Consider the following 23,986-nt stretch of genomic DNA (forward strand, 5'->3'; position numbering starts at 1 on the left):
ACCGCTTCCGAAACTCTCATTGCAGAAACCCTGCTGGACTGGTGCCCTGGCGCGAAACCTACAGCCCCTACCACATCTGGATCTCGGAGATCATGCTGCAGCAGACCCAGATGGAGCGCGGCGTGGAATATTTCAGGCGCTGGATCGACCGTTTTCCGGATGTGACCAGTCTGGCCCAGGCTCCGCAAGACGAGATCCTGAAACACTGGGAGGGCCTTGGCTACTATTCACGCGCCCGCAATCTGCACAAGGCGGCGCAAGTGGTCATGGAACATCACGGCGGAACCCTGCCGTCCTCCATGGAAGGACTGCTGGCCCTGCCCGGGATCGGCCCCTACACGGCCAGGGCCATTGCCAGCATCGCCTTCAAACAGGACGTCTGCGTCGTGGACGCCAACGTCGAACGGGTCGTTAGCCGTCTGTACAACATCGAGCAACCAGTAAAATCCCGTCAGGCCCAGAAAGAAATCAGCGAATACGGACAGCGCCTCCTGCCAAGTGGGCATGCGCGAAACTTCAACCAGGCGTTGATGGAATTCGGCAGCCTCGTCTGCACGCCCAGAAGTCCGTCCTGCCCGCAGTGCCCCCTGGCGCAATGGTGCCGGGCCAGGGAGGCTGGAGTGCAGGAGGAAAGGCCTGTCGTGGTCAAAGCCCCCTCCCCCGTCTATCTGACCATGGCCACGGGCATACTGATCCATGAAGGAAGGATTCTGACGCAAAAACGGCTGGCCGAAGACGTCTGGGGCAACCTCTGGGAATTCCCGGGCGGCGTCGTGGAAGACGGGGAGACACCGCACGAGGCCGTGATCCGCGAATACATGGAAGAGACGGGCCTCGTCGTGAACCACCCCGAACCCATCGCGTCTTTCAAACACTCCTTCACGCGCTTCCGCGTGACCCTGCACGCCTTCAGCGTCACCCTGCTCTCGAGCCCCGAGGAACTGAGCCTTCAGGCCGCTCAGGAGCATCGCTGGGCCAGCTGGTCCGAAATCATGAAGCTGGCCTTTCCGGCCGGTCACCGCAAACTCGTCCGCCACCTCGAGAACGATCAAAAATTTTTGGCAAAGGTACAACCATGATCACGTTTCTGCTGACCGCCTTCCTCACGCTGACGCTCCTTCTCGCCCTCCTGACCTACACGCTGTACTGTTACGAGGAGTGCAACCAGACGGGCAAGCCGCTGGGTCCATTTCTGGCCCTGGCCGGAAAAACTGCCCTGCGCAGCATCGCAAGCGAAATGGCGATCCTGCTGCTGCACCCCCTGGGTCTGTGGCCGCGGCTCTGGAAGGAACCGACCGGCGGACGGGATCTGGTGGTGCTCGTGCATGGGCTTTTTCACAACCAGAGCGCCTGGGTTCTCTTTCGTCGCTGGATGCAGGCCCACGGTTTCGCCACGGTCTGTGTTTCCTATGCGAGCTGGGGTGCCGAGTGGGACGAAACCGTGGCCGCCCTGCGGGAGGACCTGGAATCCCTGCTGGCCACGTACCCCGACCGGGAAGTGCATCTGGTAGGGCACAGCATGGGCGGCCTGCTCCTGTGGTCGGCCCTGGCGCAGCTTCAGGGTTCCAGCCGCATAAAGAGCTTCGTGACCATGGGCACGCCTTTTGCCGGAAGCAAGCTCTCCCCCTTTGCGCTGACCTCGCTGGGCAGATATCTTGACTACCAGGGCGAAACCGTGCGCGCAGTCACGCAACTGCCTCTGCCCTCCCACGTGCGCCGTCTGGCCCTGCATTCTCCGGCGGACAACATGGTGCTGCCCAACGCGGCCCTGCGCTGCACGGCTCCGGGATGGGAACAGGTGACGACACGGCCCGTAAGCCATGTCGCCATGCTCCATTCTCGCGAGGTGTTCCGGGAAGTCCGGAGCTGGATCAGCGCCGAGCTGGCAAACGAAAGGTCACAGGCCGCCGCTCAGGACCCTGCCTGAGCCCCTGCCTGCCCCGCCTGCGCGGGACGGGCAGGACCGATTTCTCACTTCAGCCCTTCCTTGCGATCAAGGTACAGGTTGGTCAGGGCCAGCACGGACGTGCCGATGATGAGCAAAAGCGATATGGCGTTGATCACGGGCGTCGAGCCGTCGCGAACCTGCAGGTACAGATTGATGGGCAGGGTGGGCTGCGAGCCGACCAGAAAGAGGGTGGTGTTGAAATTCTCGAAGCTCATCAAGAAGGCCACGGCCCCTGAGCCGATGATCGATGAGCGCAGATAGCGCAGGGTTATGTGCCAGATGACCTCGAAGCGGGTCGCGCCGAGGTTCAGCGCCGCCTCTTCCAGGGAATGGTCGAACTTGCGCAGCTTGGCCGAAACCACCAGCGTCACGAAGGTGGTGATGAAGGAAAACTGCCCCACCACCACCAGCCAGAAGCTGGGCCTGAAGAGATCGAAATCCAGGTTCCAGTGATCCTCGAAATAGATTCCCGCCGTTGTCGCCCCCAGCAGAATGGAGATGCCCAGGATCACGCCCGGAATGACCAGCGGGGCGAGCATCAGAAAATACAGAAAATTCTTGCCCTTGAAATTCTCCTGCTCAAACAGGAACGCGGCGCAGACTCCCACCACCACGCATGAAACCGAGACCCAGAGCGCGGTCTGGAAGCTGACCCAGATGGCGCGCAGGTTGTCGGAATCCTCGAAGATGCCGACCCGTTGGGGTCCGGCCGAGAAAAACCAGTCCAGGGTGAAGCCGCGCCAGGGCAGGGACGGAAAGTCGGAATTGTTGAAGGCCAGCACGCAGGTCACCAGGAGCGGCGCGAACAGGAAAAAGAAATAGAGCAGGATGAAGACCACGAAAGCGCGGTCGTAGGCACGGGATCTTGGCAACGAGCGGATCATGACGCCACCTCGCCCAGACGCTGTCCCGAAAGCTTGAGCCCGACCCAGATGATGCCGGAGCTTAAGACCAGCAGCAAAAAGCCGAAGGCCGCGCCCTGGTTCCAGTTGAAACTGGCGATAAACTGGTTGTAGATCTGCTCCGTGAACCACAGCGAGTTCTTGCCGCCCATGAGGTTGGGGGTCAGGTAGTTGCCGAGCACCAGCATGAAGACCACGATGGAACCGGACGTGATGCCTGGCTTGCAGTGCGGAATGATGATCGTGCGCCAGATGCAGCTCTTGCTCGCGCCAAGGTCGTAGGCGGCCTCGACCAGACTGTCGTCCAGGCTCTCCATGACCGAGACCAGCGGCACGACCATGAACAGCATGGACGTGTACACAAGGCCCATGATCATGGTCGCGTCGTTGTAGAGCATCTCGATGGGCCGCTCAACGAGGCCAAGCTGCAGCAGGAAATAATTGATGACCCCGGATTCGCGCAGCAGGATCATCCAGCCGTAAACCCGCACCAGTTCGCTGACCCAGAACGGCAGTAGCAGGAGGACCATAAGGAACCCGCGCACCCCCGGTCTTGAAAGCTTGGTGATGTAGAAGGCCACGGGCAAGGACACGATCAGGGTCAAAAACGTGGTGATGACGGAGTAGGCTGCCGTGCGCACGAAGGTCAGCCAGTAGATGGGCTCCATGAAAAAATTGCCGTAATTGGCGAGGCTCCAACTCTTGCCGACCCTGAAGCTGAGGATCAAAAGATCCAGGTGCGGCAGCACGATGAGCAGAACAAGCCACATCAGCACCGGGGCCAGAAAAATCCAGAACAGCCCGGAGCGCTTCATGGCGTCTCCTCCTGCGCGAACGCGATGCCGGACTGGGGATGCCAGCCCAGGGTGATGCTTTCACCGGGACGGATGTGATCGAAAGAGCGGTTCTGAGGCAGGGCCACGAGCAGCTCGTGACCGGCGGCGGTGGCAGTCAGCAGGCGGCTGTTGGCCCCGTCGAAGAGAATGGCCTTGACCGTGACGCCGAAGGTGTTGAGCCCGGCCGGATCGGACGGTTCGATGACCATGGCCTCGGGACGCAGAAAAAGAGTGGCCGGACCCTTGCGCGCATCGGCCTTCTTGCGGGCGCGGAAAACCAGGTTTTCGTCCGTGCGGATCAGCACCGTTTGGTCGTCCATCTCCTCCACCTTTCCGGCCCAGCGGTTGTTGTCGCCCACGAATCCCGCCACGAAGGGGGTGTGAGGATCGCCGTAAAGCTCCTGCGGGGAGCCGACCTGCTCGAAGCGCCCCCTGTTCATGACCGCCACGGTGTCGGACATGACCAGGGCTTCGGACTGATCGTGGGTGATGTAGACAAAGGTCGTGCCGATCTTGGCCTGAAGCTTCTTGAGCTCGACCTTCATCTGTTCCCTGAGCTTCAGGTCGAGCGCGCCAAGCGGCTCGTCCAGCAGCAGGACCTTCGGTTCGAGCACCAGGCAGCGGGCGATGGCCACACGCTGTTTCTGACCGCCGGAGAGCTGCTGGATGCGCTTGGCGCCGAATCCGGGCAGATCCACCCGCTCCAGAATCTCCTCCGTGCGGCGGCGGATCTCGGCGGCAGGCACCTTGCGGCGTTTCAGGCCAAAGGCGATGTTCTCGGCCACGTCCATCATCGGAAAAAGAGCCAGATGCTGAAAAACCAGATTGACGGGCCGGTTATTGGGAGTCACCCCGCGCACGTCCTGCCCGCTTATCTCGATGCGCCCGTCCGTCTGCTCCTCGAATCCGGCGATCATGCGCAAAAGCGTGGTCTTGCCGCAGCCCGAAGGCCCGAGGATGGAAAAAAAGGAGCCCTTGGGCACGGAAAAAGAGACATCGTCCACGGCGACAAACGTCCCGAACTTCTTGACCAGACCCGTGATGACCAGATCGTATTGCATGCGCCTTCCGTTATGAAAAAAATGAGGTCCGAAGCCTGGGTGACTTCGGACCTACGTGCTTAGTTGGAGGCCTTGACCTTGTCCAGCACCTTGCCTTCCATGGCTTCAAGGTTGGCTGGAACGGGCGGATACCATTTGATGTTGTCGATGGTAGCCTGCGGGAAGGAGCGGTCGAAATTGGCCTGGAATGCCGGGTCTATGAAAGGACCGGCGCCCTTGCAGGCCGTGGGGGTCTTCTCGGCGGAAGTGAAATAGCCGCTGTTCTCGGGCTTGAGCATAAAGTTGATCCACTTGTAGGCCGCATCCACATTCTTGGCCTTGGCCGGAATGGTGAAGGTGTCGATCCAGCCCAGCGCGCCTTCGCTCGGAGCCACGAAGTCTATATCCTTGTTGTCGCCATGCAGTTTCCATCCACCGTTGTCCCAGGCCTCGGCCACGGTCACTTCACCGGAACGGACGGATTCAAGCAGCTGGTCGCCATTGGCCCAGTAGTTCTTGACCAGTGGCTTGGCCTTGATCAGTTCGGCCTCGATCTTGGAAAGCATCTCGGCGTAGGCCTTTTCGTCACCGTAGAGAGCGAAGGGGTCGTAGCCAAGCGCAAAGCCCAGACCAATGAGGACAGGGCGTTTGAGACGGTAGCTGATGCGGCCCTTGTACTGCGGATCGACGAGGGCTTTCCAGGAGGTCGCGCCCTTGGCCTGCGCAGTGTTGACCACCAGACCGGACGTGCCCCAACAGAAGGGAACCGCGTGCGATTTGCCACCGACCAGTGTGTTCTTCTTCACGGCTTCGAGCATGGAAGGAATGAACAGATCGGCCTCGATCTTGGAATAATCGATGGGCTGGTAGATGCCGAACTCTTCCTGCACCGAGGAGATGCGGTCCTGGCTGGGCTGGGCCAGATCAAAGCCCGCTCCGCGCGTGGCCCGCAGCTTGGCGATCATTTCCTCGTTGTTGGAATAGGTCACCTCGACCTTTACCCCCGTCTCGGCCTCGAACTTGTCCACCAGCTCCTTGGGGGCGTAGCCTTTCCAGGTCAGCAGCTGCAGGGTGTCGGCCATGGCCAGGGACGAACCGGCCACTAGAAAAACGATCATCAATACAATCCGTTTCATGCGTAATTCTCCTTATAAATGTGTAGGAAAAGCCAAACAATCATGTATCAATTACAATCAATTTCGACAAGAGCATGACAGCAGGAAGGCAGGACGACGGCAGGACTGTTTCCAGAGGAATCCCATATGCGCCCAGCGCCGGAGATACTTGAAAACGTACGCAGGTCCCGGGAGGAAAATTTCCGCCAAGGTCCCGTAAAAATTACCTCCCGGGAAGAAGCGAAAGGACGGTCTCTTTGAGATGCCCCATATCCACGGGCTTTGATATATAGGAATCCATCCCGGCCTGCAGGAAGCGTTCGCGATCCCCGGCCATGGCATAGGCGGTCATGGCCACTATGGGGACGTCCTGCCCCAGCTTTTCCCGGATGATCCGCGTGGCTTCCATCCCGTCCATGACCGGCATCTGCACATCCATAAAAACCAGATCCACGCGCTCACGCCCGAGTATTTCCACAGCTTCCCGGCCATTGACGGCGCTTATGACCTCGCAGCCGAACTTTGCCAGAATCCTTTCCATGGCCATGCGGTTCACGCTGTCGTCTTCCACCAGCAGAAAACGTCGTCCGGCAAAGTCTTCATCCCTGCTCCGGCGCTGCACCCGCGCATGACTGCCCGAACCGACGGCAAAAGGCAGCGTCACGCCAACCGAGGTGCCTTCACCCGGGACGCTTTGGATCTGCAGCTGCCCGTGCATGAGATCCACCAGACGGCGCACTATGGCCAGCCCAAGGCCCGCACCCTGATGGGTACGGACACAGGAGCCGTCGACCTGAATGAAAGGCTCGAAAATGTCCTTGAGCCTCTCGCTTGGAATGCCTACACCGCTGTCCTGAACCGTGCAACGGATCTGACAGGGAGATTCACCTGCCGCCGAGACAAGGACAAAACTCACTTCGACCCGCCCTTTGGGTGTAAACTTGACGGCGTTGCCGACCAGGTTGAATAGAATCTGCCGCAGTCTGACCTCGTCTCCAAACAAATGAGCAGGGATACGCGGATCAAGCCGAACATCCAGTCGCACCCCCTTTTCACGGGCCAGGACCCCGAAGATGTCGAGGATGCTCTGCTGCACATCGGCAAGGGCAAAGCTTTCTTCCTGGATGACCAGCTTGTTGGATTCGATGCGGGACAGATCGAGGATATCTGAAAGCAGACGGGTGAGCCGATTCGTGGAACGGATGGCCGCCTCGACATATTCCTGCTGCTCGGCATTGGGGCTTGTGGTCTGGAGCAGCTGCAACATGCTCAGCACGCCGTTCAGGGGCGTGCGAATTTCGTGGCTCATGTTGGCCAGAAATTCGGATTTACTGCGCGAGGCATCCTCTGCCGCATCCTTGGCCTTGCGCAGATCGTCCTGCGCGATCTGCCGCTCCAGGGCCATGCGATCGAGAGCCTCGGCCAAAAGGCCCAGTTCTCCTGCGTCATGACTCACTCCGGTGGATGCACAGTAGTCTCCGGTCCTGAAACGCTCGGCCGCCATGACCAAAGCTCTTATCCGGGGCATGAAGAAAACCCTTTGCGCGGCCCAGGCCAGAGCCAGCGCCAGCAGGGCCGCGCACGCAGACAGAAAAAGGCCAGTTTGCAGGGCCCTCTGGGCATCGGCGCCAATGGACGCTTCGGGCACTCCGACGAAGATGGTCATATAAGGCTGCGCCCCGTCGGCATGCCTGATCTTGTAAAACGCGTTCATGCGGCTGAGGCCGTCGGAGTCCCTGCTGAAGAAAACTCCGCTTTCCCCACCCTGTCTCGATGCCTCCCATGCGTCCGGGCTGATGAACGCCCCCAGGGGAAAGGACTCGTCGACACGGGACCTGAAGATTCGCCTGCCCACATGGTCGGCAATGCACAGGAAGGATTGGTCCGGCAGACGCTGTCCGCCCAGAAATGGATGAAACCTGCCCAGATCAAGGGCCACGGTGAGAATGCTTTCCACCTGCCCCTGGTCGTCCAGGATGGGATACGCGAACGGAAAAGACGGCACCGCCGTGCCCCTGGAAACGATAAATTCTCCCGGCGCAAAATCCTTGGTGCGCAACGCGTCCCTGAAATGCTTGCGATCTGCCAGGCTGTCGAAGGACATGGGCACGGCCGAGGCCAGGACAGTGCCCTCCCGGTCGGTCAGGGCCATGTTGGTGTAGTGGAGATTATGGAGCAGAATTCGCTTGAAGATCGATATGCAGCCGTCAACATCCTGGCTTTGAACCCGATCCATGAGAGACAAGGTCACAAGAGTTTGCCGGGTTGCCTCGGAGGTTCTTTGCTGCACTCCGGCCAAAGCGGTAATGATCCGAATCAACTCGTCCTCGGCGTGACGAAATGCATCGTCCCGGCTTTGGAGTCCATTGTGCAAAATGATTCCCAACGCCGGCAGCACTGACAGCAGCGCCAGGCCGAACAGCATGGCCCGCAAGGATTGGAGAAAAGCCAGACCCACGAAAGTCCTCCCAAGCCCCGGAACGCGTAATCGTCCGAAAGCTTCTTGCCCCCCATAACGCACGGGCAAGGAAAAGGGAAGAAAACGAATGAAACTGTGCGCAATCTTCCCCCCGACATCGCCGCGAACGAAGGCGTACAGGACTGCGGGCCCCGCGTCATGCAGGGCCCGAAAGGGGCGCTACCAGCCTATGAGCATACGACTCTTGTTGGGAAAGATCTTCTTGATCCGTTTGGCCACCACGTAGGAGATCCAGATGACAAATGGCGAAAGGATGGGCAAAAGATGCAGCCCATAGTAAGGCCTGTAGTAAGATTGAACAGTTGAAATGATATAGATGATCCAACCATGCAGAAAATAAATGGCAAAGCTTGAGGCAGCCAGGGTTTTCAGCAGCACACTGTCGACATGTTCGTATTTATGCAGAAAAATCATGAAGTAGACACAAAGTATTTGCTTTTGTATATAAGATATATCAATCCAATTAAATTCGAATGGGTTCTTTTGCAAATTTCCACATGCTTCAAAAAATACAGCCTGCACAACCGCAAGAAAAAAAACAACTCCAAGCAGATGAAAATCTTTTCCTTTAAACGTTTTATATATATAATCTCTTTCCATTGAACATAAAATACCAAACATATATACAGGAGAAAAATAGACCACGGACTGAGTTATAGACCAATTATTTATAGGCCTATGCATAAAAATAGACAGAATAGATAGAATAGCCAATACATACAACTTATGACGCAAATTTAATTTTATAAACAATATGAACAAAGGAGATATTATAAACATGGCCATGATGAATGGGATATACCAATACACCATAACACCACCATACCAGTAGTAAAGCAACGTCGGACGAATAATCTGATCGTAAAAAGTATCATCAGGACCAAAATAGAATTCTGGAAATGGTTCTTTTATGACCAGAGCCCAAATAATGGGCAGTACGGACAAGAGGAGATACGGCAGATACACATTCTTGAACTTTTTCTCCAAGAATTTCCGATAAACAAATTTGGGATAGAAAACATGGTGAAAAAGAAATCCGGAAATGAAAACGAAAAGCGATGTCCCACCTGAAATCAGATTGGCCAGCACCCGCTCGCCAAAACTCTCGATCACCCACCCGGAAATACCGTAACAATGGCCGATTACAATCAGGACAATGGCGACAGCCCTAAAATACTCAAAAGATCTCAGATGCATACATTTTTACTCAAAGTAGAAGGTTGGCGGCAGTCTGCCGCGATCGGAAACAGGACAATCATATCCGGCAAACCAGAAAAAATTTCCCGGCGCCCCACCCAAAAAATACTCCGCCCGCGTCGAGCCCCGCCTGCCGAAGTCTGGCCCAAAATCTGCTAAGATTGCCATGAAGCATCGACAGCGACACGATTTTGACATGGAGACGTTACATGAGCCTTCTTGATCCCATCCAACTGATGACCCTCATGGGAACCAAACCCGAGCGCAGAAGCCACAAGGCGGCGCTGGAGAACGGGTTTCAAAGCCACATGCGTCAGGCCCTGGGAACCAAAGACATAAACGCCCTGAGCGCGAATCTTGGCGGCTCTTCCATGGAAAACTCCCTCATGCGGGATGCCCTGCACGGCCTGGCTTCCATCATGAAACAGCAGTCCTCCAACGGCGCAGGGACAGCACGAAGCTCCCAAAAGCAGAATCCGACAGGCTCCCTGTCCGCGACCTTCGAATCCGGCACAGAGGGCGTAAACGCCATCGGCCATGACAAAAACGGCGGCACTTCATACGGCACCTATCAGATCGCGTCCAAGCCCGGCACCATGAAGGATTTCATCGAGTTTCTGCGCGAAAAGGAGCCCGGATGGGCCGCCAAACTTAAAGCTGCCGGTCCCGCAGACACGGGCTCGACCCAGGGACGCATGCCGGAAGTCTGGCGTGAAATCGCGGCCGAAGACCCGGATAAATTCGGCGGACTGCAACGAGACTTCATCGAGGGCACCCATTACGCCCCCGCTCGTGACAAGATTTTGGCACGAACCGGCGTGGACATGGACACGATGCCGCCCGCAGCCCGCGAAGCGCTGTGGAGCACGGCGGTTCAGCATGGAGCAGGCGGAGCGGCCAGAATCTTCGGCCGGGCCATAAAAGCCATCGGCACAGACCAGTCCGAACAGCAGTTCGCGGAAAAACTCATCGACAAAGTCTACGACAACCGCAAGTCACAGTTCGGCTCCTCCACGGCCAGCGTGCAGGCCAGCGTGAAAAATCGCATGAACGTGGAAAAGGAAATGGTCCTGGCCATGCTTAATAGCGACAGCCAGTCCGTGGCCTAGTTCAACCCTGCGCCAACAGTCCGACATATTTTGTGAAATAGAGAATATCCTCGCCCGGCGCGTAGTAATCGCGAATGCGAGCCTCATTGCTGAAACCGCAGGAAAGGTAAAAACGTTGCGTCGGCGCATACTGTTCCCGGGACGAAGTCTCGGCGATGAGCTTGCCTCCTTTGCCCCTGCGCAACCGTTCCTCCACTTCCGCCAGCAGCTTTCTGCCCAGCCCCTGGCCGCGCATAACTTCATGCACCGCGATCCAGTAGAGATCGTAGGTGTTCGCGGTGCACGGCGTGGGACCGTAGCATGCATAGCCCATGGTCCCGCGCCCCGGTATGTCGGCAAATACGAAAAAATAGCCGCTCTCTTCTCCCTTGGACAGGCGCTCGGTCACCAACTCCTCGGCCACATCCACTTCCGAAGCTGAAAAAAATGCCGTGGAGGTCACGATTTCGCGCACGGCATGAGGATCGCCAGAGTGCACCTGATCGCGAAAGGTAATTTCATCCACGATCGACTCTCTCCTGCTGCTCCGCCCGCTCCAGGGCATCAAGGACTATGCACCGGACCAGCGCGGCATGATCCAGACCGGCCTGCCCGGCCGCGGCCACGAAGCCCGCGTCCGGGGTGATGCACGGATTCGGATTGACATCGATGATGTAAACTTGGCCGCCATCACTGACGCGAAAGTCTATGCGGGCGTATCCGGCCAGATTGAAAAGTTCCCAACAGGAGATGCCGACCCGCGTCATCTCCATGGCCAGGGGGTCATCCCCGGCAAGGTTGAAGCTGCGCGCCGATGCGGCATAATCCGCGCTGCTCTGCTCCCATTTGGCCGCATAATGCAGTATGGCCGGGCCGGATATCGCGGCATTGAAGACCATCTCCGCCAGGGGCAGCGCGCGGACCTTTGATCCCGGCTCTGCCAGCAGAGCCAGATTGAATTCCCGGCCAGGAACGTATCCTTCGGCCACGCAGTCCCCGCCCATGCGCGGCGCGATTTTTTTCATCACCGCCAGCAACTCTTCGCGAGCCTGCACCTCAACGACGCAATCCGGGCCAAGGCCCAGGGAGGCATCCTCGAAACGCGCCTTGACGATATAGGTGCCGGGACCGGGAAAAACACCCCGCTGCAATTCCCCGAGCGTCGCACCGCAAGGCACGGGCAGCCCGGCCGCTTGCATAATCCGCCTGGCCAGGGCCTTGTCGCCCGCCAGGGTCATCCCGCCCTCGTCCGCTCCGGTGTAGACAAGCCCGCCCTTGCGAAAAAGAGCAGGAGCAAGACATGCAAGACTGGACAATCCATGACAGGACTCAACCAGATTGAAGACGACATCGGGTCTGCGGTGCGCAAGAGCGGCCTCGAGCGCAGAGGGATCGGATCCCAGGATATGCTCCGAGGTGCGCCAGCCGCAACGGGCCAGGCTCTCGCGCACGCTGCGGGCCTGCACCACCGTGTCCAGAGCATCGGGGGAAGCGGCTTCCGGAACGCTCTCGCGCACCACTGCCACATGCAGGGGCGTCACGAACGTTTCCCCTGAACCCTGCTTTCGGCTCTGCGGATGGCAGAATCCATGATGCTGCTTATGAGTTCGTCATAGCCAAGGCCTATCTTGCCGCAGAGAATGGGCAGATCCGAACTCTCCGGATTGAGCCCCGCCAGCGGATTGACCTCGATGAACCGCGCCTCGCCCCGCTCGTCCAGACGCACATCGATGCGCCCGGCGTCGAGGCATCCAAGGGCCCGCCAGGCAGCGCGGGCCACCTCGGCGGCCTGCTCCGCAGGGCCGTCGGTGGCCAGTTCGTAGAGCGCCCGCTCGCGCCACTCCTGCTTGTTGGCGTAGGTGTAGGCGCACGCATCGCCGCTGGCGGTGGAGAGCACCTCCATGACCCCGAGCACCCTGCACTCCCGGCCGCTCCCCAGAAGACCCACGGTGAATTCCCGACCCGGAAGAAACGTCTCCACCAAGGCGGGCTGGCGATACGTGCCAAGGACATGGGCGCAAATCTCGCGCAACGCCTCCCGGTCCCTGACCAGCGACTTGTCGCTCACGCCCTTGCTGGATCCTTCGGCCACAGGTTTGACAAAGAGCGGAAAAGGCAGGTCGATGGCGCCCACGTCGTCCATGGAGTTCACGATCCCGAAATCGGCCGTGGGCACGCCGTGCGCCCGCAGCACCGCGTTGGTCCAGCCCTTGTGCAGGGCCAGGGCCAGCACGTCGGGGCCGGAGAAGGTGTAGGGAATGTCCCACGCATCCAGCAGGGCCGGGACCTGAGCTTCGCGAGCAAGGCCGAGCATGCCCTCGGCGAAATTGAAGACCATGTCCCAACGCCGCCCTTCCGCCAGGGCGCGCGTCAGCGGATTCACGCCGCCGATCAGTTCCACGTCGTGTCCCTGGGACAAAAGCGCACTTCTGATGGCCTCTACAGTGACAGGACTGTCCAACTCCGCCACCTCATCCCTGCCGTATCCAGCGGCCAGGTAGTCCTGCTGCAGGTCGTAGGTCATGCCAACGAGCATGGCGCCTCCTGCGGGCAAAGCTGGTCGGGGTAATGGAAAACACGGTTTTCATAATTGCGCAGCACGATACCCTGCTCGTCCCGGCCCTGAAAATAATCCGGTTGCAGCGGCACCTTGCCTCCGCCGCCGGGAGCATCGATGACATAGGTCGGGATGCAGTAGCCCGAGGTATGCCCTCGCAGATCCCGGATGATGGACAATCCCGTCTCCACCGGAGTCCGGAAATGGCTTGATCCGGGAATCGGGTCGCACTGGTACATGTAGTAGGGGCGGACGCGATTGCGGATCAGCCCGTGCATGAGCCGCTTCATGGTCGGCGCGTCGTCATTCACACCGGACAGCAGCACGGTCTGGCTCCCCAGGGGAATACCGCCGTCGGCCAGACGGTTGCAGGCCAGGGCTGTGTCCGGGGTCATCTCGTCGGGATGCGTGAAATGCAGGCTGATGAACAGCGGATGGTAGCGGCGAAGCATGCGCACCAGCTTGGGCGTGATGCGCTGAGGCAGCACGGCCGGCACCTTGGACCCGATGCGCACGATCTCGACATGGGGGATGGCGCGCAACTGGGACAGCAGCCACTCGATCTTCATGGCCGGAAGAGTCAGGGGATCACCGCCGGAAAGAAGTACGTCGCGCACCTCGGGATGCGCGCGGATATAGTCCAGGGCGGCCTGCCAGCTGCGCATGTCCGATCGGTGTCCGACCTTGCCCACCAGGCGTGAGCGCGTGCAGTAGCGGCAATAGGTCGAGCAGAACTCCGTGACCAGGAACAGCACCCTGTCCGGGTAGCGATGGACAATGCCGGGAACGGGACTGTGGCCCTCTTCGCCCAGCGGATCCGGTGTCTCGAAAGGCAGGCTCAGCGTTTCGCGCACATCGGGCAGGATGCAGCGCCGCAGGGCCTCGCTGCGGGATGCGACCCATAGATAATAGGGAGTTGCGGCCACGGGCAACTGGCGCCTGGTCTTTTCGAAGGCCGGCACGGGGACGCCAAGAATCCGCGCCATGGCCTCCACGGAGGTGACACGGTGCTTCAGCTGCCAGCGCCAGCTGTCCCAGTCCTTTTGCACGGCACCGGGAAAATGCGTGCTCATGAATTTTTTGCGATGTGCCCAGAGGCCAAGCTCCAGGTCTTCGGGATGGGGAGATAAAGAGGGGGGTTCGGCCAGCTCCTGATCGATTTCGGAAGGCTCTGCCGCGACAATTTCGACAACGTCCATGGTTTCCTCTGTGCACGTTAAATTATTCAAAAGATGAAAACGCGCCAACATTTAGCAATATATTGAAATCAGTATATAAAATCAGTGTTAATCCTTCATGCGCACCTGCCCTTTGGCAGCTATAAAAACGCATGTTCCCTGATGCGTCGGCTCATATGCCTTTCCCATTTTCTTGTCATCAGGGTTATGCCCATAGCAGCACAAATTTTTTGATATTTCCTGAAATATTTTGCGAAAGTCCGCCAGGGGCATGAAGGATGGAAAAAGTCTTGCGGTTCAAGCTGTTTGAAACCGAAAGATACAGGAATGAAGAGTCCCTATTCGGGCTTTGAGATCACGATGCGCTTGTAGGTTTCGAGCAGCTCCACGAAGGCGTCATGGTCCCCGCCCTTGTCCGGATGCATGGACATGGCTTTCTTGCGGAAGATGCGCGCGAACTCGCGGCGGCTCAGACGCCTGATCTCGTCCATGCCCATGCCGAAGAGTTCCCGCACCCGTACCGGGGCGACAGCCCGTGGGCGGGGACGGGGACGTCGAAAATCGTTCATGAAATCGCGAAAGATCCGCTCGAAACCCGCTGATCCCGCGAAATCGAAATCAAAATGGAAACAGGCATAACGCCGCAGATACGCCTGCGCATTTGTGTCCAGGCCGAAGGCAAAGGCCGCATCGTTCCCGAGGGCACAGAATTCATGCATGAAGGCTTCGTCATGATCGGCCGGATCCAAGGCTTCGGGTATGGTCCGGGCCGCCGGAGAGGTGAAATGGCGTTGCAGATTGAACACCGCATGCACGTAGCCGCGCAACTCCTGCATGGGCAGGGAGCGCTCCAGTCTCAGGAAGAGCTGCTCGATTTCGTCCCGGCTCTTGTTCATGAGGCTCAAAAACAGTTTGGGGCTGACTTCGTCGATGCGGCTCAAATTGAGCTCGCCCGAACGCATGAAAGCCATGCGCCTGCGATCAAAGGGGTGCAGGGCGCGGATGGCGTCCTCCTGCGTGCGGGTCAGCACTGTTCGCGTCCATTTCCCGGCCCGCCCGGCCCGGTCCCGAAAGCCCTGCGGGGCAAAAGGAGCGAAGGCTTCGTCGAGCTCGTCCATGTCCGGGTCCAGACGTGCCAGCTCCTCAAGAAGCTCCTCGGCATAAGAGATCCCGAAACGACCGAACCGGACCATTCTGCCCGGGTCCTCCCCCAGGTCTGCAAGCGTCTCGAAACCGAATCCGCCGTCCATCGGCACGGAACGCCTGAGTTCGAAGCGTACCGGCCTGCCGTCTGCAAGCACTGCCACGTACATGCTAATCCACCACCCGCCACTTCAGGGTTTGGCCCGCCAGATATGGCACGACGGAGCCGATGCGCTCGGGCACTTTCCAGGCGCCGTGTTCAAGGCGCACTGCCCGGGGCATGGGGCTCAGGCCGTAGGCGGCGCAGGCACGGTCCGAGACAAAGGACTGCAGCAGATCCAGGGCACCAAGTTCCTCGAAGAGACCGGCCAGGGCAGGAAGGGCCACTGGCGCGGAAAAGATTCCGGCCGCGCAGCCCGGAGCCTCCTTGGCATCGCGGGGATGAGGGGCCGAGTCGCTGCCGAAGAACGCCCGGGGGTGATGCAGCGCCGCCTGCCGCAGGGCGTCGCGATCCTCCGGACGCTTGGCCACCGGCTTGCAGAAGAGATGGGGACGCATAAGCCCGCCAAGCACATCATCAAGGGTGATGAGCAGATGGTGCAGGGTGATGGTGGCGAAGAGATTGTCGAAGCGGTCCAGCAACTCCACCCCGGCGCGGGTGGTGACGTGTTCGAGAACAATGCGCAGCCGGGGAAACGAGCGCGCCCACTCCTCGACAACGGGCAGAAAAACCGCCTCGCGATCCATGACGAATCCGCACCCCTCTCCGTGAATGAGAAGCGGGATGTCCAGTTCCTCCATGGCGGCCAGGGTAGCATGGGCCTGCCTCATGTCGGCCAAGCCGGCCTCGGAGTTGGTCGTCATTCCGGCGGGATAGAGCTTGACCCCGATGATATGCGGCCTTGCGGCCAGCAATTCGGCTCTGGAGCAGGTCCTGAAGAAAAGGGTCATGAGCGGAGAGAAGGATTCTCCCGTCACGCGAAGTATTTCCTCCCGGTAATCCAGAACCTGCGCGAGGCTGGTCACCGGCGGAGTCAGGTTGGGCATGACCACGGCGGCGGCGAAGTACCGGGCCGTGTGCGGCGCGACCAGGGTCAGCATGTCGCCCTGACGCAGATGGACATGCATGTCCATGGGGGAGTGCAAGGTCAGCATAAAACCTCCAGTGAATAGAAATATATCAGGAAAGCAGATAGGCAAGTCCGGCATACCGGGCCAGCTTGCCGAGCAGTACGGGAGGAATGAAGCGGCTTATTGACAGGCCGAAGAGACCGGCCACGGCGCAAAGCGGATCACCGAGTATGGGCGTCCAGGCCAGCAGCAGGCTCCACGAACCATACTTGGCAAAAACGCGCACGGCCCGCTCCCGCTGCGCGGCGGAGAGGCCGAGCATGCGGGTCAGAAATGCCTCGCTGCCCCACCGCCCCATCCCCCAGGTCGCCAGGGCTCCCAGAGTATTGCCCAGCGTGGCCACCGCCACGCTCGCAAAGGGATCGGCACCGGCCAGAATCAGCCCCACCAGCGCGGCCTCGGAAACCACGGGCAGAAACGTGGCGGCCAGGAAGGACAGGACAAAAAGCCCGAAGAGGCCGTATTCAAGGAGCAACTCTTCCATGTCAGGACGTGAACAGGAAGGCGTTGGGGGTGGACGCGACCCGAGGCCTCTTTCCCAGAATCCGCCTTGCGTTCTCCGCCATGTCTTCCCGGGTCAGCCCGCGCACCAGTTCCGGCCAGAGGCTGTGCCCGTAGACAAAATTGGCGGCCAGGTACGGCACGTATTTTTTGTACATCTTGATGGCCCGGGCCGGCTCGAAATGCTTCCAGATGGCGTCGATCACCTTCAGCGCCGTGTTCATGAAGACATCCTCGTCAGGCTCGAAGCCGTGCACCAGCTGCGCGAAAATCCAGGGCCGGGCGATGGCCATGCGGCCGATGGACACTCCCGCGCAACCGGTCTCGGTCATCATCCGGGCGCAGTCTTCCCCTGAGAACGCATTGCCGTTGCCTAGCACGGGAATCGAAACGGAGTCGGCCACGGCCCGGATGTGCGCCCATTTGGGCGGACGGGACCTGCGGTCCGGGGCGATGCGCGGGTGAAAGGTCAGAAGATCCGCGCCGGCGTCCTCGAAACGCCTGGCCAGATCCACGGCCAGGTCCGGAGAATTTTCCCAGCCGCTGCGAAACTTGACCATGACCGGACAGCGCACGGCCTGCCGCACGGCCCGCACGATGGCCACGGCCCGCTCGGGATCTTTCAGCAGCGCAGCCCCGTAGCCCTTCTTGCAGATGGCGGCCACGGAACAGCCCATGTTGATGTCCACGCCCATGAGCCCTTCGGCCTCGATGCGCCGGGCCGCAGCAGCCATGACTTCGGGCTCGCCACCGAAGATCTGGCAGACAAGACGCGCCGCCTCCTCGTCGCGCCAGCGGAACACGGGAGAATGATGGCGGCTTTCCTGCGGCACGGCGCGGGCGTTGCACATCTCCGTGACCATGAAACCATACCCTCCGAATCCGTCAAGCACTTCCCGGAAGGCCGCATGCCCAAGACCGGCCATGGGCGCCAGGACAAGGCGCGAAGGCAGGATCATGGAACCGATGTTCAAGGGATCTGAAAAAAAGTCGGGATGCTGCATGGACACGGTCTCCACAAAACCGGAAAAACAGGGGGCCAGAGCCGGAACGGCCAGGAGTGGGAAAGCTGAAAAAGCGCCCTCCACCGTAGGGGGAAGAGCGCTTGGGGGACAAATCGGACGAGCAGGGATCAGGACATCAAGAATAAACGAATGACGCCGATTCCGGTGACCACTTCCGCCAGCGCCAGAAGCACGGCCAACGTGTTGAAAACAGCGTGCGCCAGAGGCAGATAGCGGCGTTTCTTCCTGTTGCGGTCCATGATCACGCCCGTGATGTAGCCGCCCGCGATACAGGGCATCATCAGTTGGCCGATCCAGTAATGGTTGCCGGTGATGGTGTTCTGACCCCAGTGCTGGGCAACGGCATAGAGGCCAAGAACCAGTCCGCTCATCCAGAGAATATGCGCGTACTTGCCGAACCGGACATGCTCGGCCCACATGAACTTGCCTTTCTTTCCCAAGTGGTTGGCCTGAAAACGCGGCCACCCGAGGGACAAGACGTACAGGGCCAGACCGGTGGCCACGAGTTGAAGCAGAGGATGAATCCAGAGCATTGTGCACTCCTTGAAAGGCAATGTGTGAGCGAAAGCTTCCGCCTTGGTGGAAGCGGGCTGGTGAGTGCATAGATGAGGGGGGCATGATTGACAAGGTCCAACCCCCCGCATCCAGCGCCAGGCAGGCGACCTAGGCTGGCGTTTCGGTTCTTGCCGCCCTGCGGCGGGCCCACCACCCCCTGGCTCCGTCCTGCAGGGAGCAGAGCACCGGCACCACGACCAGAGTCAGCAAAGTGGCCACGAGAAGGCCGAAAATGACCGCCACGGCCATGGGACCCCACCACTGCGCGGACTCCGATTCCGTGATCAGCGCCAGCTTGAAGAAGTCGAAGCTCACACCGAGAGCCATGGGCAAGAGACCAAGGATCGTGGTCACGGCCGTAAGCAGTACCGGACGGAAACGGGTCAGTCCGGCCGTCATCAGCGCCTCGCGCGTCTCCATGCCCGTGGCTTTGAGCTGCTCGAAATAGTCGATGAGCACGATGGCGTTGTTGACGACCACCCCGGCCAGGGAGATGACGCCAACGCCGGTCATGATGACCCCGAAAGCCGTGCCGGTGAGCAAAAGGCCCGCGAACACGCCGATGAAGGACAGCACCACCGAGGTCAGCACGATGAGCGGAGTGATCATTGAATTGAACTGGGCCACCAGCACCATGAAGATGAGAAAAATGGCGATTACAAAGGCCTCGCTCAGGAATTCCTGGGCCTTGCGCTGTTCTTCCTGTTCGCCCGCGAAGCTGTAGGTATACCCGCGCGGCCAGGCCATGGCCCCGAGCTTGCCGTCCAGTTCGCGGATGATGTCGTTGGCGAGCCTGCCGCTGACGTCCGACGAAACCGTGACCACTCTTTTCTGGTCCTTGTGATTGATGGCCCCGAGCCCGCTGGCCAGCTCCACCCGGGCCAGGGTGGTCAGGGGTACCGGCTCGCCGTCCGGTCCCGAAACCGTGATGCGTTTCAGTGACTCCACCGACTCCCTGTCCCTGCGCGGCAGCTTGGCGACGATGTCGTATTCATCCTTACCCTCGCGGAACACGCCGACCTTGGCCCCGTTGATGGCCGCTTTCACGGTATAGGCCACGGTGTAGGTGTCCAGTCCAAGGAGCGCCGTCTTCTCCTTGTCCACCCGGATCTGGATCTCCGGTTTGCCGGTGACCAGGTTGTCCTTCATGTCGACGATGCCGGGGATGTCGCGCATGAGCGCGCGGACCTGCTCCACGATCCCGGCCAGCACCTGCATGTCGTCGCCGTAGATCTCAAGGCTGACGGGATCGCCGGTGGGCGGCCCTTCGTCTTCCTTCTCCACGCGCAATTCCACCCCGGTGATCTGCGCGGCAAGTTTCTTTCGAACCTCCGAGACTATCTCCGATGAGTGCCTTGTGCGTTCGCTGATGGGTTTGAAATCGAGGGTCACGGAGCCCAGATGGGTGCCGCTTCCCCCGCCGCCGAAATCCCCGCCCGTGGCCGCACCCGTACTGCCGATGACATAGCGCACGTCTTCATATTCGGAGCAGACGCCCTCAATGATCCTTATGTAACGATCCGTGGCGTCGAGGCCCGTGCCCACGGGCAGCTTGATGTTGGCATAAGCCCGTTTGGGTTCAGTTTCCGGAAAAAACTCCACGCCCTTGCCGAATTTGCCAAAAGCCAGGGCCGAACCGAAAAACATGACCACGCAAATCCCCAGAACCAGCGCTCTGTGATTCAGGGCCCAGTCCAAAAACCACATGTAGACTCTCTTGGACCGGGACTTGGCAACGTTTCCGTCACCGGCGAAGCGCGGAGGGGCGGCGGTCTGATAGCGCGCGGAGAGGACCGGATTGATCACCAGGGCCACGAAAAGAGAGCCCATGAGCGCCAAAATGACTGTCTTGGGCAGAAAGGACATGAATCCGCCCATGATTCCGGGCCAGAATATCATCGGGAAAAACGCGCCGATGGTGGTCAGGGTCGAGGTGATAACCGGCCAAGCCACTTCACTGGTACCGTCGAGGGCCGCCTGGAAGCGGTCCTTGCCCTCCTGCATGTGACGATAGATGTTCTCCACGATGACGATGCCGTTGTCGACAAGCATGCCAAGGGCCAGAATGAGGGAAAAAAGCACGACCATGTTCAGAGTGATGTCCAGGAGGCGCAGGAGCGCGAAGGTGATGAGCATGGACACCGGGATGGCCACGGAGACGAACACGGCGGAACGCCCTCCGATGAAGATGAGCACCACGAACAGGACGAGAATGAGTCCGGTCAGGATGTTGTTCTCCAGATCGGCGACCATGTTGCGGATATCCTCGGCCATGTCCGCGGTCAGGCTGATGGTCAGGGTGGGCGGCAGATATTCGCGCATCTCCTCGACAACGGTCGCTATCCGGTCGTTGATGTCGATGATGTTCTCGCCGCTGCGCTTGATCACCTGCAGGGTAACCGCGTTCTCCCCGTTCAGGCGGCTGAGCGTGGTGGGGTCCTTGTAATGATCGCGGATGCTGGCCACATCGCGCAGATAGACGGGCTTGCCGTCACGCACGAAGGCTACGATAGAATCGATCTCCGCCGGATTCTGAAAATCCTCGGGAACGCGCACCTGATAGCGCATGTCGCCGATGTCCATGGAACCGCCGGGCATGTTCACATTGCCCCTCTCCACCGACTGCAGCATGGCTGTGAAAGGCACCCTGTATGCGCCGACGCGGTCGAGGTCGAATTCGACATGAATTTCGCGTTCGAGCCCACCAATGATCCGGGCGTCGAGCACTCCGGGAATGGACTCGAACCTGTCTTCCAGATCCTCGGCGAAGACCTTCAGCCGTTTCAGGCTGAAAGGGCCGGACAGGACCACCTGAATGATGGGCATGTCGGAAAAGTTCATCTCGCTGACAACCGGATCGTCCTCAAGGTCAGAGGGCAGGTCTCCGGAGGCCTGATCGACCTTGTCCCGGACCTTCTGCAGGGCGTCGTCGATGTCTTCGCTGGGCAGAAACTTGATGGCGATGGTGGACTCGCCGTCATTGGACTGCGAGGTCAGCTCCTCTACGCCCTCCAGCCCCTTGAGTTTGCGCTCCAGGGGAATGGTGACGAGCTTCTCCATGTCCTCCGGGGCCACGCCCTCGTAAGTGGTGGTCACGAAGATGTAGGGGATCTGGATGTCGGGGGCGGCCTCGCGCGGAAGCTTCACGTAACCGTACAGTCCGGCCACGATGATCAGCAGCAGGGAGACCAGGACCAGGGGCTGCCTGCGCTGCGCTGTTTCGTTGACAATCATCGCACGTTCACCTTTGTCCCGTCCTCGACCTCGGTGTGTCCGGCCACGATGAGCCTGTCACCCGCGATGAGCCCGCTGAGCACCTGCACATGATCACCCTCGATAACGCCCAGCTCAACGGTGCGGGCCTGGGCCACTCCGTCCTGCTCCACGAAAACAACCCGCTCTCCCCCCTTGTCCTGCACGGTGAAGAGAGGCACGGTCACGGCGTCCTCGATCAGGCGTCGCAAAAACGCCGCCCGCGCGATCATGCCGGGCCGGATCTTGCCGTCGGCATTGTCCACTACCACCCGGACCTGAAAAGTGCGGGTCGCGGGGTCGGCCTTCCAGGCCACGAAATCGATCTCGCCTGTCCACTGCCGCTCGGGATAGGTGTCCACGAGCACCGATACCTTTTGTCCTTCGGCCAGAAAGCGCACGTCGCCTTCAGGCACGTTGAAGTTGATGCGCATGGTGCCCACGTTGACGATATCCGCCACGGGTCCTCCCTCGGCCACGAATTCGCCGGGGTCGACGTGAACCTTGTTGACCACACCGTCGAGAGTCGACGAAACCGTGCCGTGGTCATACTCGACCTCGGCCTCGCGCAGCCGCGTCCTGGCCGAGGTCAGCTCGTTCTGGGCCTGCTCCAGCTCCTCCCGGGCAAGAACGCCCTGCTTGTGAAGCTCGGTTCTGCGCCGCAACTGATCTTCGGCCAGCCGCACGTTTGCCCGCGTGCGATCGCGGGCGGCGCCAAGAGCCGAGAGGTCTATGCGGGCGACATGATCTCCGGTGCGCACGAGGCTCCCCTCGGTCACACCGACCCATTCCACGACACCGCCGCGCTGGGCGGCCAACCGCACATCATGCAGAGCCTCGGTCTCCCCGGGCAGAACCAGGATGTCACGCATGGTGACGGTCCTTATCTGCTCGATCATGACATTGACCACGTGCACAGGCCTTTCAGGCCCAGAAGCCTCTGAGGCAGGGACAGCCTTGCCGTCTCCGACAGCGCCGGAAGTGTCCGCAGGCGCATCCGAGCAACCGGCCAGAAGGCCGAAAAGGCAAAGGACAAGTGCGATGCGATTCAACATATTCTTTTCCCGAATCATTTTCATTTCATGTGCTCCGAAATATGTGTGATCCCGCCCAGCGAAAAACGGGTGATGTGCAGGGCCGCCTCCGAAACCTCGTCGGGAGTGAAAGGCAGGCCGTCGCGCTGGGCCATGAGCGCATCCCTGTTCGTGTTGTAAAAAAGAATCTGGGCCACGATGGAGCGCCCCATCATCTGGATGCGCATGTCGTCACGGCCGTCCGCAACCATGCCCCCTTCCAGGGCAAGATCAAGCAGCAGAGGAGCCAGATAATTCCGGACATCGGCCCTGTGCCTGCGGGCGTGGACCTCGAAAGGTGGCATAGGCCGGACAAAAGCCTCGGACAGCATCTGCCCGAGCATGCACTCGTCCTCGCGGCCCGCGGGGAGCAAAATGCGGCACAGGAACGCAAACACGAATCCATGCAGGCGCTCGGCCGCAGGGGCGTCGTCCGCCACTCCTCCGTTCATGGGATATATTGCCAGCAGTTCGTCCAAAAGGATGCGCAGGACCTCCGCCAGGAGTTCCTCCTTGCCGCCGAAATGATAGTTCACGGCAGCACCATTGGCCCTGGCGGCGAGGCATATCTCCCGGACCGTGACCGCACGCCCCTTGCGCCCGAACACCTCCCGCGCGGCCAGCAAGAGCCGGTGCCGCGTCTGGACGTCCGCTGCCGAATCCCTGCCGTCCTGTCCGCAGCACGGACCACAGCCTTCAATAACTCCCCGCGCGGCCGTCAACAACCGCTCCGCAACCCTTTGCAATGTCATGGGCACCCCTTGTTTCAAACGGCGTTTGAAACAAGGTTTTGTTTTCGTCAAGCATAAAAATGCTCAACCTTCGCGCCCTGGCGCCCAAAAAAACCCGTCTGGGCACGCGCACAGACGGGAAAGCAGAATTGCGGAAATAAAGCCTCAAGGCGCTTTCAGCGCCCGTAGACGTCCTCGAAGCGCCTACTACATTAAGCTCAGCTTTTGCCCGCAG

Annotated in this window: 21 protein-coding genes; 3 read left to right on the plus strand and 18 right to left on the minus strand. The window is 59.9% G+C overall.

The window, feature by feature from the left end; all coding sequences use genetic code 11:
* The first annotated feature begins 38 nt into the window (after positions 1-38).
* On the plus strand, positions 39-1,079 hold the full coding sequence (gene mutY / locus CVU60_00205) for an A/G-specific adenine glycosylase (GenBank protein PKN43717.1): 1,041 nt from the start codon (positions 39-41) through the stop codon (positions 1,077-1,079).
* A complete protein-coding gene (locus CVU60_00210) occupies positions 1,076-1,927 on the plus strand; it encodes a hypothetical protein (protein PKN43484.1) in 852 nt (283 codons plus the stop codon). The genes mutY and CVU60_00210 overlap by 4 nt, the downstream gene beginning before the upstream one ends.
* Before the next feature lie 44 nt (positions 1,928-1,971).
* Here the strand turns inward: CVU60_00210 and CVU60_00215 are convergent, their stop codons facing one another.
* The 6 genes from CVU60_00215 to CVU60_00240 form a co-directional block, all read right to left on the minus strand.
* Positions 1,972-2,832, minus strand: a complete 861-nt coding sequence (locus CVU60_00215) for an ABC transporter permease (GenBank protein PKN43485.1) — start codon at positions 2,830-2,832, stop codon at positions 1,972-1,974.
* On the minus strand, positions 2,829-3,665 hold the full coding sequence (locus CVU60_00220; GenBank protein PKN43486.1) for an ABC transporter permease: 837 nt from the start codon (positions 3,663-3,665) through the stop codon (positions 2,829-2,831). Before CVU60_00220 ends, CVU60_00215 begins: the two co-directional genes overlap by 4 nt.
* On the minus strand, positions 3,662-4,747 hold the full coding sequence (locus CVU60_00225; protein ID PKN43487.1) for an ABC transporter ATP-binding protein: 1,086 nt from the start codon (positions 4,745-4,747) through the stop codon (positions 3,662-3,664). The genes CVU60_00220 and CVU60_00225 overlap by 4 nt, the downstream gene beginning before the upstream one ends.
* A 59-nt stretch (positions 4,748-4,806) precedes the next feature.
* Positions 4,807-5,862, minus strand: a complete 1,056-nt coding sequence (locus CVU60_00230) for a spermidine/putrescine ABC transporter substrate-binding protein (GenBank protein ID PKN43488.1) — start codon at positions 5,860-5,862, stop codon at positions 4,807-4,809.
* Between the two features lie 202 nt (positions 5,863-6,064).
* The gene (locus tag CVU60_00235) at positions 6,065-8,299 is read right to left on the minus strand and encodes a hybrid sensor histidine kinase/response regulator (GenBank protein ID PKN43489.1); all 2,235 of its coding nucleotides are present in this window, start codon (positions 8,297-8,299) and stop codon (positions 6,065-6,067) included.
* A 180-nt stretch (positions 8,300-8,479) separates the two neighbouring features.
* Positions 8,480-9,517, minus strand: coding sequence for an acyltransferase (locus CVU60_00240; protein PKN43490.1), 1,038 nt, complete (start codon positions 9,515-9,517; stop codon positions 8,480-8,482).
* 209 nt (positions 9,518-9,726) lie between these two features.
* On the opposite strand from CVU60_00240, the gene CVU60_00245 reads away from it, so the two are divergent.
* A complete protein-coding gene (locus CVU60_00245; GenBank protein PKN43491.1) occupies positions 9,727-10,626 on the plus strand; it encodes a hypothetical protein in 900 nt (299 codons plus the stop codon).
* Position 10,627: 1 nt separating this feature from the next.
* On the opposite strand, the gene CVU60_00250 is transcribed toward CVU60_00245, so the two are convergent.
* The 12 genes from CVU60_00250 to CVU60_00305 form a co-directional block, all read right to left on the minus strand.
* Positions 10,628-11,131, minus strand: coding sequence for an N-acetyltransferase (locus tag CVU60_00250; GenBank protein PKN43492.1), 504 nt, complete (start codon positions 11,129-11,131; stop codon positions 10,628-10,630).
* A complete protein-coding gene (locus tag CVU60_00255) occupies positions 11,124-12,146 on the minus strand; it encodes a D-alanine--D-alanine ligase (GenBank protein ID PKN43493.1) in 1,023 nt (340 codons plus the stop codon). The genes CVU60_00250 and CVU60_00255 overlap by 8 nt, the downstream gene beginning before the upstream one ends.
* Entirely contained in the window at positions 12,143-13,141 is a 999-nt protein-coding gene (locus tag CVU60_00260) for a D-alanine--D-alanine ligase (GenBank protein PKN43494.1), read from the minus strand. The genes CVU60_00255 and CVU60_00260 overlap by 4 nt, the downstream gene beginning before the upstream one ends.
* The gene (locus tag CVU60_00265) at positions 13,126-14,361 is read right to left on the minus strand and encodes a lysine 2,3-aminomutase (protein PKN43495.1); all 1,236 of its coding nucleotides are present in this window, start codon (positions 14,359-14,361) and stop codon (positions 13,126-13,128) included. The genes CVU60_00260 and CVU60_00265 overlap by 16 nt, the downstream gene beginning before the upstream one ends.
* Positions 14,362-14,678: 317 nt before the next feature.
* Positions 14,679-15,653 carry a hypothetical protein gene (locus CVU60_00270; GenBank protein ID PKN43496.1) on the minus strand — a complete coding sequence of 325 codons (975 nt, stop codon included), beginning with the start codon at positions 15,651-15,653 and terminating at the stop codon, positions 14,679-14,681.
* Between the two features lies 1 nt (position 15,654).
* A complete protein-coding gene (locus tag CVU60_00275) occupies positions 15,655-16,638 on the minus strand; it encodes a dihydroorotase (protein ID PKN43497.1) in 984 nt (327 codons plus the stop codon).
* Between the two features lie 25 nt (positions 16,639-16,663).
* Positions 16,664-17,098, minus strand: a complete 435-nt coding sequence (locus tag CVU60_00280; protein ID PKN43498.1) for a hypothetical protein — start codon at positions 17,096-17,098, stop codon at positions 16,664-16,666.
* Position 17,099: 1 nt separating this feature from the next.
* Positions 17,100-18,125 carry a tRNA-dihydrouridine synthase gene (locus CVU60_00285; GenBank protein ID PKN43718.1) on the minus strand — a complete coding sequence of 342 codons (1,026 nt, stop codon included), beginning with the start codon at positions 18,123-18,125 and terminating at the stop codon, positions 17,100-17,102.
* A 122-nt stretch (positions 18,126-18,247) separates the two neighbouring features.
* Positions 18,248-18,673: a DUF4079 domain-containing protein gene (locus CVU60_00290; GenBank protein ID PKN43499.1), complete on the minus strand. Its 426-nt coding sequence runs from the start codon at positions 18,671-18,673 to the stop codon at positions 18,248-18,250.
* A gap of 130 nt (positions 18,674-18,803) precedes the next feature.
* Positions 18,804-21,929 (minus strand): AcrB/AcrD/AcrF family protein, encoded by a 3,126-nt coding sequence (locus CVU60_00295; protein ID PKN43500.1) that lies wholly within the window; start codon positions 21,927-21,929, stop codon positions 18,804-18,806.
* On the minus strand, positions 21,926-23,026 hold the full coding sequence (locus CVU60_00300) for an efflux transporter periplasmic adaptor subunit (protein ID PKN43501.1): 1,101 nt from the start codon (positions 23,024-23,026) through the stop codon (positions 21,926-21,928). The genes CVU60_00295 and CVU60_00300 overlap by 4 nt, the downstream gene beginning before the upstream one ends.
* A complete protein-coding gene (locus tag CVU60_00305; protein ID PKN43502.1) occupies positions 23,023-23,772 on the minus strand; it encodes a hypothetical protein in 750 nt (249 codons plus the stop codon). The genes CVU60_00300 and CVU60_00305 overlap by 4 nt, the downstream gene beginning before the upstream one ends.
* Between the last annotated feature and the right edge of the window lie 214 nt (positions 23,773-23,986).

Source organism: Deltaproteobacteria bacterium HGW-Deltaproteobacteria-18 (genome assembly GCA_002841885.1).
Taxonomy (GTDB): Bacteria; Desulfobacterota; Desulfovibrionia; order Desulfovibrionales; family Desulfomicrobiaceae; genus Desulfomicrobium.

Excerpts from the sequence above, each read along its gene's own strand:
- CVU60_00210 (PKN43484.1), top strand. The coding sequence starts at position 1,076 with ATGATCACGTTTCTGCTGACCGCCTTCCTCACGCTGACGCTCCTTCTC.
- CVU60_00215 (PKN43485.1), bottom strand. The coding sequence starts at position 2,832 with ATGATCCGCTCGTTGCCAAGATCCCGTGCCTACGACCGCGCTTTCGTG.
- CVU60_00220 (PKN43486.1), bottom strand. The coding sequence starts at position 3,665 with ATGAAGCGCTCCGGGCTGTTCTGGATTTTTCTGGCCCCGGTGCTGATG.
- CVU60_00225 (PKN43487.1), bottom strand. The coding sequence starts at position 4,747 with ATGCAATACGATCTGGTCATCACGGGTCTGGTCAAGAAGTTCGGGACG.
- CVU60_00230 (PKN43488.1), bottom strand. The coding sequence starts at position 5,862 with ATGAAACGGATTGTATTGATGATCGTTTTTCTAGTGGCCGGTTCGTCC.
- CVU60_00240 (PKN43490.1), bottom strand. The coding sequence starts at position 9,517 with ATGCATCTGAGATCTTTTGAGTATTTTAGGGCTGTCGCCATTGTCCTG.
- CVU60_00245 (PKN43491.1), top strand. The coding sequence starts at position 9,727 with ATGAGCCTTCTTGATCCCATCCAACTGATGACCCTCATGGGAACCAAA.
- CVU60_00260 (PKN43494.1), bottom strand. The coding sequence starts at position 13,141 with ATGCTCGTTGGCATGACCTACGACCTGCAGCAGGACTACCTGGCCGCT.
- CVU60_00265 (PKN43495.1), bottom strand. The coding sequence starts at position 14,361 with ATGGACGTTGTCGAAATTGTCGCGGCAGAGCCTTCCGAAATCGATCAG.
- CVU60_00270 (PKN43496.1), bottom strand. The coding sequence starts at position 15,653 with ATGTACGTGGCAGTGCTTGCAGACGGCAGGCCGGTACGCTTCGAACTC.
- CVU60_00275 (PKN43497.1), bottom strand. The coding sequence starts at position 16,638 with ATGCTGACCTTGCACTCCCCCATGGACATGCATGTCCATCTGCGTCAG.
- CVU60_00280 (PKN43498.1), bottom strand. The coding sequence starts at position 17,098 with ATGGAAGAGTTGCTCCTTGAATACGGCCTCTTCGGGCTTTTTGTCCTG.
- CVU60_00290 (PKN43499.1), bottom strand. The coding sequence starts at position 18,673 with ATGCTCTGGATTCATCCTCTGCTTCAACTCGTGGCCACCGGTCTGGCC.
- CVU60_00295 (PKN43500.1), bottom strand. The coding sequence starts at position 21,929 with ATGATTGTCAACGAAACAGCGCAGCGCAGGCAGCCCCTGGTCCTGGTC.
- CVU60_00300 (PKN43501.1), bottom strand. The coding sequence starts at position 23,026 with ATGAAAATGATTCGGGAAAAGAATATGTTGAATCGCATCGCACTTGTC.
- CVU60_00305 (PKN43502.1), bottom strand. The coding sequence starts at position 23,772 with ATGACATTGCAAAGGGTTGCGGAGCGGTTGTTGACGGCCGCGCGGGGA.